This is a genomic window from Streptomyces hainanensis, from assembly GCF_004348415.1.
GTDB lineage: Bacteria > Actinomycetota > Actinomycetes > Streptomycetales > Streptomycetaceae > Streptomyces > Streptomyces hainanensis.
This window is the reverse complement of the sequence record NZ_SMKI01000272.1, coordinates 1-10,653: the sequence shown is the minus strand read 5'-3', so window position 1 is coordinate 10,653 and position 10,653 is coordinate 1. Positions and strand designations below refer to the sequence as shown.

Sequence of the window (10,653 nt, the reverse complement as noted above, 5' to 3'; positions counted from 1 at the left end):
AGGCGGGACGGGACGGCGCGCAGGAAGGCCGGAGCCGGGGTGAGACCGCGCTCGCCGGCGAGGGCGGGGAACTCGCGGATCGCCGAGAGGAACGCCAGCAGGTAGATCAGGGCCAGGCCGCGCTGGACCACGAGGCGGCTCAGCCAGTAGTCGGGGGCCGCGATCCAGTCCATGGTCCATGGGTATCACCGCGCGCCCGGCGCGGCCCGCTCGCGCGCTGTCGCGGCTCCGTCGGTGCCGCCCGCCGGCGCCGCGGCGAAAGGGGGCGTTGACCAGGGGCGCGGCGCGACGTAACTTCTCCGCGGCACCTATGAGGAGGGGCACACAGCATGGCGCTCACCGACATGTCCCTGGACGCGCTGCGGGAGTACCGGCCCGCGGTCGACGAGCCGGACGACTTCGACGACTTCTGGGCCCAGACCCTGGCCACGGCGCGGGCCGCCGGCGGCGCCCCGGCCGAGTACCGGCCGGTGACCGACTCGCCGCTGGCCTCCGTCGACGTCTACGACGTGCGCTTCCCCGGCTGGGGCGGCCAGCCGATCGCCGCCTGGCTGCTGTTGCCCAGGGGCGCGCGGGAGCCGTTGCCCACGGTCGTCAGCTACATCGGCTACACGGGCGGGCGCGGCCTGCACCTGGAACACCTGCTGTGGAACGCCGCCGGGTACGCGCAGTTCGTCGTCGACTCCCGTGGTCAGGGGCACGACACCCCGGATCCTGACGCGGTACCGACGCCGCAGTTCGTCGGCGGCTTCATGACCCGGGGCATAGCGAGCCCCGAGCACTACTACTACCGGCGGCTGATGACCGACTGCGTGCGCGCCGTGGACGCGGTCAGGGAGCACCCGGCCGTCGATCCGGCGCGGGTGGTCGTGGCCGGCGGCAGCCAGGGCGGCGGGCTCGCGCTGGCGACGGCCGGTCTCGTCGGCGACGCGGTGGCCGGCGCGCTGGTCGACGTGCCGTTCCTCTGCCACTACCGGCGGGCCGCCGACATCGCCTCCGCGGGCCCCTACCCGGAGTTGGTGCACTACCTGGGGATCCACCAGCGTGACCAGGTGGAGAACGCGTTCCGCACCCTCAACTACTTCGACGGCCAGCACTTCGCGACGCGGGCCAGCGCGCCCGCGCTGTTCAGCGTGGGCCTGATGGACCCCGTCTGCCCGCCGTCCACCGTCTACGCCGCCTACAACCGCTACGCCGGGGAGAGGGAGATCAGCGTCTGGCAGTTCGGCGACCACGCCGGCGGCCGGGCCTCCCAGACCCGCGAGCAACTGCGCTGGCTCGCCGAGCGCGGCCTGCCCGGGCAGGCGCTGGGCGGCTGACCCGGATCCCGGGCCGACGGCGTCGGCGACGCCCGCGCTGTTCACCACACCGACCACGTCGGTCCGGGATCGTTCACCAGGCGCTTCCGAAAAGTGAACCTGCCATGTCACTCCGGTCTGTTTTAATTGCGCACGATTCGCAAGAACGACAGATCTTCAACAGGGGTGACCGATGACTGGCCGCACGCCATGGACACGAGGCGCGGGCGGAGTGGTGGCGGCCGTGCTGTTCGCCCTCACCGCCTGCTCGGCACCGGGCGGGGAGGACTCGGACGCCGCCCACGACTCGCTCGTCGTCGGCATAGCCACCGAGCCGGACAGCCTCAGCCCGCTGCTCGGCTACGGCAAGGACGGCAACTCCAAGATCTTCGACGGGCTGTTGCGGCACGACGCCGACCTCCAGCTCACCCCGGCCCTGGCCACCGAGCTCCCCGAGGTCAGCGAGGACGGCCTGACCTACACCTACCGGCTGCGCGACGACGTCGAGTTCAGCGACGGCGACCCGCTCACCGCCGAGGACGTCGTCTTCACCTACCGGACCATCCTCGACCCGGACACCAACTACCCGTACAAGGACGAACTCGACGCCATCGAGGACGTCACCGCCGAGGACGACCACACCGTCGTCTTCACCCTCGGCTACCCCTACGCCCCCTTCGCCGACCGCACCGTACTGCCCATCGCCTCGGCCTCCGCCGCCGGCGACCAGGACGTCAACACCGGCTCCTACAACACCGAGCCGGTGGGCACCGGGCCCTACGTGCTCACCGGCTGGACGCCCGGCGAGCGCATCACCCTGGAGGCCAACCCCGACTACTGGGGCGGCGAGCCCGAGGTCCGGCGACTAACCATGGCCGTGATCCCCGACGACGACGTGCGCGCCACCCGGCTGCGCTCCGGCGACCTGGACGCCGCCGTGCTGCCGCCCAACCTCGCCGAGGGCTTCGCCGACGCCGAGGGCATGGTGACGCACGAGACGGAGAGCGCCGACTTCCGCGCCGTCACCCTGCCGACCGGCAACCCCGTCACCGGCGACCGCGACATCCGCCGCGCCCTCGACCTCGCCGTCGACCGGGAGTTGATGGTCGACAGCATTCTGACGGGCGCCGGCCACGCCGCCTACGGCCCGATCCCGGTCACCAGCCCCTGGTTCGCCGAGGGCACCGAACGCCCCCACGACCCGGCGGCCGCCGGCCGGCTCCTCGACGAGGCCGGCTGGACCGTCGGCGACGACGACGTCAGGCAACGCGAGGGGCAGCGCGCCGCGTTCACCCTCTGGTACCCGGCCGGCGACCGGCTGCGCCAGGAGCACGCCCTCGCCTACGCCACCGACGCCGGCGAGATCGGCGTCGACATCACCGTCGAGTCCGGCTCCTGGGAGGTCATCGAGGGGCGGCTCACCGAGGACGCCGTGCTCTCCGGCGGCGGCAACCCGGCCGACCCCGACTTCGACCTCTACGGCCTGCTCTACTCCGATCTCGCCGGCGACGGCTGGAACAACATGGGCCAGTACGACAACCCCGAGGTGGACGAGCAGCTCGACCTGGCCCGCCGCACCGCCGACCGGGACGAGCGGCAGGCCGCCTACGACCGGGTCCAGCGCGAGCTCGCCGACAACCCCGGCTACACCTTCCTCACCCACATCGACCACGTCTACGTGATGGCCGACCACTGGGACGGCGTCACCACCCAGCCGGAACCCCACGACCACGGCCTCGGCCACGGGCCGTGGTGGAACGTGGAGGACTGGCGGATCCGCACGTGAGCGTCGTCCCCGGCTCCCTCCCCTGGGCCCCGATGGCCAGGCTCGTGGGACGGCGGCTGCTCGCCGCCGTCCCGGTGCTCGCGCTCGTCACGCTGGGCATGTTCGCCGTCGCCGCGGCCTCGCCCTTCGACCCGGTCCGCCAGTACCTGGGCGGCAGCGCCGTCGGCGTCTCCCAGGAGACCCTGGACCAGCTGCGGGCCTCGCTCGCCGCCGAGGGCACCTTCGTCGAACGCTGGTGGCACTGGCTCACCGCCGCGCTCACCGGCGACCTCGGCCAGTCCCACACCCTGCACCAGCCCGTCGCCCAGGTCATCGGCGAGCGCGTCGGCTGGTCCGTGCTGCTGTGCGCCGTCGCGTTCGTGGCCGCGGTGCTCCTCGGCACCGCCCTCGGCACGCTGGCCGCCAGCCGGCCGGGCAGCCCCGCAGACCGCGTGATCACCTCGGTGAGCTACGCCCTCCAGGCCGCGCCGCCGTTCTGGATCGCCCTGCTGGCCGTCTGGCTCTTCGCGCTGCGCCTCGACGTACTGCCGTCCGGTGGCCTCACCGACCCCGGCAGCGACGTCGTCACCGCCGGCTCACTGCTGCGCCACCTCGCGCTGCCGGCCGCCGTGTTGACCGTCTCCCAACTGCCCTGGTTCGTGCTCTACACCCGCCAGGGCGTCGCCGACGCGCTCCGCGAGGACCCGGTGCGCGGCGCCAGGGCCCGCGGGCTGCGCGCGGGCACCGTGCTGCGCGGCCACGCGCTGCGCTCCGGGCTGCTGCCGGTGCTCACCCTGATCGGCACCCGCGTCCCCGAGCTCATCACCGGCGCCCTGCTGGTGGAGACCGTCTTCAGCTGGCCGGGCATCGCCTCGGCCACCGTCCGGGCCGCCACCTCGTCCGACTTCCACCTGCTCGCCGCCCTCGCGGTGCTGTCCGCGCTCGCCGTGCTCGCCGGCAACCTGGTCGCCGACCTCCTGTACGGCCTCGCCGACCCGCGTGTCGACCACGACGAGATGTGATCCCCATGGCCCTCACCACCGAACCGACCTGGCACGCGCGCGGCGCCCCGCGCCGCGGCACCCGCACGCTCCGCGTCGCCGCCTCCGCCGCGCTGGCCGCCGCGGCCGCGCTCGCCGCGCTGCTCGTGCCCCTGCTCCTCCCGCTCGACCAACAGGCCGTCGACCTCACCGCCAAACTGCTGCCGCCCTCCGCCGACCACCTCTTCGGCACCGACGAACTCGGCCGCGACGTGCTGCTCCGCAGCGTCTACGGGCTGCGGGTCTCGCTCACCGTGGGCATCGCCGCCGCGCTGGCGGCCAGCCTGCTCGGCCTCGCCGTCGGCTGCCTGGCCGGCGCCCTCGGCGGCCGCACCGACCGGCTCGTGATGCGGGCGGTGGACGTCTTCACCGCCGTGCCGCACCTGCTCATGGGCATCTTCATCGTGGCGATGTTCCGGCCCGGGATCTGGCCGGTGGTGGCCTCCGTGGGGCTCACCCACTGGGTGTCCACGGCCCGGATCGTCCGCGCCGAGGTGCTGTCGCTGCGCGGCCGCCCGTTCGTGGAGGCCGCCATCTCCGGCGGCGCCTCGCGCCGCCGGGTGGTCACCAGACACCTGCTGCCCGCGGTGCTGCCGCAGGCCGGCCTCGCCGCCGTACTGATGGTGCCGCACGCCATCTGGCACGAGTCCGCCCTCTCGTTCCTCGGCCTCGGCATCCCGGCCCACCAGGCCAGCCTCGGCACCATGATCAACGGCGCCCGCGGCTCGCTCGCCACCGGCGACTGGTGGCCCACCCTCTTCCCCGGCCTGTTCATCGTCCTCCCGACGCTCGCCATCGCCGGCCTCGCGGGCGTCTGGCGGGAGCGGATCAACCCGCGGCGCCGCTCGGAGCTGGTGCTGTGACGGGCCCGGGCCCCGCCGGCCTGAACGGCGAGACGACCAACGACACGACGAGTGGGAGGGAGCGGCACATGGGCGAGGCGCCCGCCGTGCTGACCGTACGGGGGCTCTCCGTGCGGTTCCTGATGCCGGGCGGCCGCGAGGTGGCCGCCGTGAACGACGTCTCCTTCGACCTGGCGCCCGGCGAGTGCCTGGCCCTGGTCGGCGAGAGCGGCTGCGGCAAGTCCGTGCTCGCCTCGGCCCTGCTCGGCCTGCTGCCCGCCAACGCCCGCACCCGCGGCACGGCCCACCTGCGCCGCCCGGCCCCGACCCCGGACGCGGCGGACGACGGCGTCGAACTGCTGGCGGCCAGCGAGGAGACGCTGACCCGGCGGGTGCGCGGCCGGCTCGCCGGCCTGGTGCCGCAGAGCCCGGCCGCCCACCTGACGCCCGTCAGGTCCGTGCGCTCCCAACTCGAGGAGACGGTACGAGAGCTGACCGGCACGCCGCGGGCCGCGCTGCGCGCCGCCGCCGAGGCGGCCGCCGCGCGGGCCGCGTTCCCCGCCGACCACCTCGACCGCTACCCGCACCAGCTCTCCGGCGGCCTCGCCCAGCGCGCCACCACCGCCCTCGCCCTGGTCGCCGACGCGCCGCTGCTCATCGCCGACGAGCCCACCACCGGACTCGACCGCGACCTGGTCGACCGCACCGTCGGCGAGCTGCGCCGGCACGCCGACGCCGGCCACGCCCTGCTGGTGATCACCCACGACCTGGCGGCCGCCGAACGGATCGCCGACCGGGTGGCCGTGATGTACGCCGGCCGCCTCGTCGAGGTCGCCCCCGCCCAGGACTTCTTCGGCACCGCCGGGCCACGCCACCCCTACGCGCACGGCCTGCTCGAAGCGCTCCCCGAGCGCTCCTTCACGCCGATCCCCGGGCTGCCGCCGGAGTTGGACGCCCTCCCCGCCGGCTGCGCCTTCGCCGACCGCTGCCACCTCGCCACCGACCGCTGCGCCACGTCGCCCACCCTCAGCGACGGCGTCGCCTGCCACCACGCCCCGGAGCGCGCCGATGCTTGAGCTCAGCCGCATCACCGCCGGATACGACCGCCGGGCGCCGGTGATCCGCGACGTCTCGCTGACCGTCGCGGACGGCGAGGCCGTCGGGCTGCTCGGCCCGAGCGGCTGCGGCAAGTCGACGCTGGCCCGGGTCGCCGCGCTGCTGCACCGCCCCGAGGCGGGCACGGTGCGGCTGGCCGGCGAGACCGTGCGGGGCTACCGCTTCCGGGCACCGCGCGCGCTCCGCACCAGCGTGGGCGTTGTCTTCCAACAGCCGCGGCTCGCCGCCGACCCGCGCCTCACCCTGCGGGAACTGATCGTCGAGCCGGCCGCCGCCACCGGCCGGAGCCGTGAACTCGCCGGCCGCGCCGCCGAACTCGCCGAGGCCACCGGCCTCGGCGCGAGCCTGCTGCGCCGCCGGCCGCACGAGGTCAGCGACGGCCAGTTGCAGCGCGCCTGCGTCGCCCGCGCGCTGCTGCTCAGCCCCACGCTGCTGGTCTGCGACGAGATGACGGCCATGCTCGACGCCTCCACCACCGCCGCGTTGGTCGCCGTCGTCGAGGAGTACCGCCGCCAGCACGACGCCGCGCTGCTCGCCGTGGGACACGACCGGGTACTGCTCCGCCGGTGGTGCGATCGGGTGACCGAGTTCCCGACCGCGGAAGGCTGACGCCCGGACCGGGAATCTTCCGCCCCCGTGGCGGTTGGAACAGGAGTGGACAACACGGCACGACTGCGGTCGGTGCGCTGGTCGATCCTCGACCGGGCGCTGATCGGCGAAGGACGAACCCCGGCCGAGGCACTGCGCGAGACCGTGGGCTTCGCCCAGCGGGCGGAGGCCCTCGGCTACCACCGGTTCTGGGTGGAGCGTACACCCTGAGAGCTTGGCAAAGCTACAGGTCAGAGGGCATGCGAAAGCCCCGCCTGTCAGGGTGCTTACAGGCGGGGCTTCCTTCCCCTCACTGCGGTAGGGAGCCGCAGCACTCTTCGGCACACACCGGGCCTTCGAGCAGGTAGGGCCAGAACCGGGGCGCGTCCGTCCCGAACGGCGGGCACGGTACCCGCCTGTTGTGGCTTACCTACCGGGGGGCTTGAGCCTGCCCCTGTCCGGCCCTTGAAGCCACGGACGGGGGCAGGGGTCTAACTAACTCCACTGAGGTTTCCCGATCGTGCCCCCGGAGCAATCGGGGCACGGTACTTGCGCGTTCTCGTCGCACGAATCACACCCAGCGAACCCGCCACAGTTACCGCACGGCACCTTCCGATGCGAAGTGCAGTACCCGCAGTAGGACGTAGCCCTGTCGTCCGCCGGGCGTGCCTCACGATGCCTCTGTGCCATCGGCAGGCGCTTCCGAGGCAATGCCCGCACTGGTGCCCGCGTAAGGGCTCAGCATGCGCCCCACGTAGCACAGAGCGCCTGCCCTGCACTTGGCGCACTCCTCGAAGTGCATAGCCCAAGTCAGCCTCAACACTTCTAGATCCCGGGGGTTGATCTCTCGCGTCTCAGGCTCCATGGCTCTTGCCCTCAACGATGCGAAGGTTGCCCGGGGCAGCCTGCCACTCCTTACCCCCGCCCACCGGCCGGAGCATGACCGGGCTCGTGTCGGTGGGGAACAGCGGCCCCATGACGACACCTTCGCGATCACGTTCTGTGTCCTGTACGCGCGTACCCACTTCCGGGTGACGGTCGCTAATCTTGCTCATGGCTGCCTGTCCTCTGCTTTCAGGTGGCCCATGCCCCCGGACCGTCTAGCCACGGTTGCGGGGGTTCGCCATGGGCGTGCCGTGCTACGAGCTTGGACACTTCCGGCGGCGCAGCACACAGCGAGTGGGGCACCCTGCAAGGCTGTTTGGGGTACCCCAACGGCCTACCCGGCTACTCTGGACTAGATCACTGCCAACCACGCTAGGTGGGCCATGGACGACCGTGCGGCAAGACGAACCGGCTACTCGCTCACGCTTCCTGACAGCCTTCTTGAGAGCCCAGCCATGCAACGCGCCTGTGCTGAACGGAACTTCAGCGAAATATTCCGACTCGTGAACAGGCGGACAGGTTCCAGCTATGCGGACATGGCTGCCGCAGTCGGGAAGATGACAAGTTCTCGGATTGGTGACGTCATCAGAGGAGTTCGCGGAATTCGGGGGCACACTGTCATCGAGCGTATTGCCGATGGCTTCGGGATTCCTGGTGAAATGCTCGGGCTGCCGGAACGGCCATGGGAACGGGGTACCCCAGCAACCGTTGACGTGAGCACTGGCAGCGGACCTAGCGTCGCACGGGTGCAAGACGAAGAATTCAGTGTACGAGCAGACCACGAGCACACGAACATCACGAGTATCGACCTGATGATGGTTGCCACGCTGAGGCAGCAGGTGCAAGCACTAGATGATCGCTACTCAACTGAGCCATCTATGGCCCTTATCGCGGAGGTTGGGCGCCATCTGGGACAGGTAGTCCACTGGCAAAGCTATGCCACGACTTACAGTGTTCGCCGCGATCTCTGTGCGGCAATGGCTGAAACCTCAACCCTGATGGGACAGTTGGTTTGGGATGCTTCGGGAAGAACCGACCACAAGACCGCACGCACTTACTTCGACCAAGCTGTGTGGGCAGCAAAGGAGTTGAGGGACCCAGTTGCCGAAGGGCTTGCATTGCTGCGCACTTCATATGTAGCCCTGTACGGGGAAAAAGACCCCGAAAATGGCCTTCAGCTGACCCGACAAGTAACCGAGACGGTCAAGGGTGCCAGCCCTGCCCTAAGCGGTTTGGCAGTATTGCACTCTGCCGAGGCTCACGCCATGCTTCAGCAACGTCGAGAATGCGAGAAGGCATTGCGTGATGCCGAGCGACACCTTGAGCAAGTGGACAGCGTTGATGCCGGGGCGTTCGGTCGCTTGGCCGGTTCCTGCTATCTGTCGCTAGCGGATACGGCACGAGCGCAGGCCGTTCTAGAGGGAACCATTAGGGAAGTTCATGAAGGCTCAAAATCCCAGGCGATCACGCTCGGGAACCTCTCACTTGCGCTGATTCGGCAGCGGAAAGTAGATGAAGCAGTCGGCACGCTGGGAAGGGCAATTGACATCGTGGAAGGACATCGCGGCGGCGGCGGACTAAACCTTATCTTCCAGGCAGGCCGAGAACTGCAATCCTGGCATGAAGTGTCGGGAGTGCGCGACCTTAACGACCGGCTCTTTGGTCTGATCGCATCCGTCTAGAAAGGGTTCAGATGAAGGGCATTCGAGAGGCCAAACAAGCCGTTCGGGAACACGTCTGGACACTGTTGGACCGAAACAACATCACCCCGCGCGGTGCAGCGGGGAGTATCCCTGCATTCGTGGGCGCAGATTTCTCCGCTGCACGTCTCGCTGATCACCCATCCTGGCAGGCCGCGCAAATCCTTAAGGCAGTCCCCGACAGGGCCCAAATGCCTGTCCGGGCAAGAGCGCTCGAAGAGGGCAAGCGCGTCTACATGGCGGCGCCGAAGCTAGCGGCTCAGAAGCCTTTTTTCCTACTAGACCCTGAAACGCTTCCGCTCCCTGTCCAGGAAGCCGCTGAGCGCCACACAGCGGCAAAATACGCCCGTCCCGTGGACATTGATGAGATGCTTCCCGTCGATTTGATCGTCTGCGGCAGCGTGGCCGTAAATTACCAGGGCGTTCGACTAGGCAAGGGTGCCGGATATTCGGATATCGAAGTGGCCCTTCTGCAAGAAGCTCACCTGATTCGATCGAACACGCTTATTGCAACTACTGTGCATGAGCTACAAATTGTGGACGAGACACTTCCCGAAGCTGAGCACGATTTTCGGGTAGACCTTATCGTCACACCGGAAAGAATAATTGAATGCGCTCCGTATCGCCGGCCGTCAGGGATCATCTGGCAATCGCTGAGCCCGGAAACCATCGAAGCGATTCCAGCCCTGGCAAGCCGTAAGCCTTAACGCAAGTAGTCGGATGCTCTGTCCGCCTTTCTGCGGGCAACTCCGGCCGTTGAGGTTGCCTGACTATCTCCGAGGCATCAACGGCGCATCAACGGCCTTGTATTCGCCGTGGTGCTGATGAATAACTGCCAAGGGCAGTCACGCGCAAACGCTCTAAGTCGCGGGGCTAGCTTTCGCGCTCCCTGCCGACTGATCTCTAGACGGGGTGGGGGTCCCTACCCAGGGGGGTGAGTGCGACGCACCAATCGTCCAGCGTCGCCATTCCCGATCTCCTGCTGATTCGCGGCGATTGTCGGCAACGAATCCACCCGGTTGGTGCTTTGCGGTCTCAGTTGCGTGACACGCACGGCAGAGAGCACGAACGTACTTGTCCTGATCAGGGTTCGTGATGCCCTCAGCGACTAGCGCTCTTCGACTTCTCGGGAAATGGTCAACGACAACGGCCAGCGCTCCGCAGCGAACACAATACCCGTTGCGATACAGGAAGTTCTCGCGGAACGCGCGCCACCTTGAATCGTCGTACCGGCTCAGGCGTGTTCCGTCGTAGCGCTGTCTCGTTGTCTGTCGGCGGTGCAGAGGGCAACGGCCACCATCCGTGAGTTCGGGGCAACCTGGTTGACTACATGGCTTCTTGGGCTTGCGTGGCATTGAGGCTCCAAAGGCCCTGAGCGCCCGTCTGGGGGCATGGCAGGGGTTCGGTGGGCATGAGGGA

At 69.6% G+C, this 10,653-nt stretch carries 8 protein-coding genes and 1 pseudogene; all 9 read left to right on the top strand.

Annotated elements, in window-relative coordinates:
- Positions 1–329 precede the first annotated feature (329 nt).
- The 9 genes and pseudogenes from E1283_RS23130 to E1283_RS23085 all read left to right on the top strand — a co-directional run bounded on the left by E1283_RS23130 (position 330) and on the right by E1283_RS23085 (position 9,941).
- On the top strand, positions 330–1,319 hold the full coding sequence (locus E1283_RS23130; RefSeq protein WP_132820049.1) for an acetylxylan esterase: 990 nt from the start codon (positions 330–332) through the stop codon (positions 1,317–1,319).
- 172 nt (positions 1,320–1,491) lie between these two features.
- Positions 1,492–3,084: an ABC transporter substrate-binding protein gene (locus E1283_RS23125; protein ID WP_132820048.1), complete on the top strand. Its 1,593-nt coding sequence runs from the start codon at positions 1,492–1,494 to the stop codon at positions 3,082–3,084.
- Positions 3,085–3,116: 32 nt separating this feature from the next.
- Entirely contained in the window at positions 3,117–4,085 is a 969-nt protein-coding gene (locus tag E1283_RS23120; RefSeq protein WP_132820051.1) for an ABC transporter permease, read from the top strand.
- A gap of 5 nt (positions 4,086–4,090) precedes the next feature.
- The gene (locus E1283_RS23115; protein ID WP_132820047.1) at positions 4,091–4,966 is read left to right on the top strand and encodes an ABC transporter permease; all 876 of its coding nucleotides are present in this window, start codon (positions 4,091–4,093) and stop codon (positions 4,964–4,966) included.
- Positions 4,967–5,034: 68 nt separating this feature from the next.
- Positions 5,035–6,021, top strand: a complete 987-nt coding sequence (locus E1283_RS23110) for an ABC transporter ATP-binding protein (protein WP_132820046.1) — start codon at positions 5,035–5,037, stop codon at positions 6,019–6,021.
- Complete coding sequence (locus E1283_RS23105) at positions 6,014–6,670, top strand: ABC transporter ATP-binding protein (RefSeq protein WP_132820045.1); 657 nt, start codon at positions 6,014–6,016, stop codon at positions 6,668–6,670. Before E1283_RS23110 ends, E1283_RS23105 begins: the two co-directional genes overlap by 8 nt.
- A gap of 72 nt (positions 6,671–6,742) precedes the next feature.
- Positions 6,743–6,865 (top strand): annotated as a pseudogene (locus E1283_RS23100) (LLM class flavin-dependent oxidoreductase); the annotation flags it as partial.
- 1,052 nt (positions 6,866–7,917) lie between these two features.
- On the top strand, positions 7,918–9,216 hold the full coding sequence (locus E1283_RS23090) for an NsdA family TPR-like regulatory protein (RefSeq protein ID WP_243745031.1): 1,299 nt from the start codon (positions 7,918–7,920) through the stop codon (positions 9,214–9,216).
- 11 nt (positions 9,217–9,227) lie between these two features.
- On the top strand, positions 9,228–9,941 hold the full coding sequence (locus E1283_RS23085; protein ID WP_132820043.1) for a 5-formyltetrahydrofolate cyclo-ligase: 714 nt from the start codon (positions 9,228–9,230) through the stop codon (positions 9,939–9,941).
- Positions 9,942–10,653 lie beyond the last annotated feature (712 nt).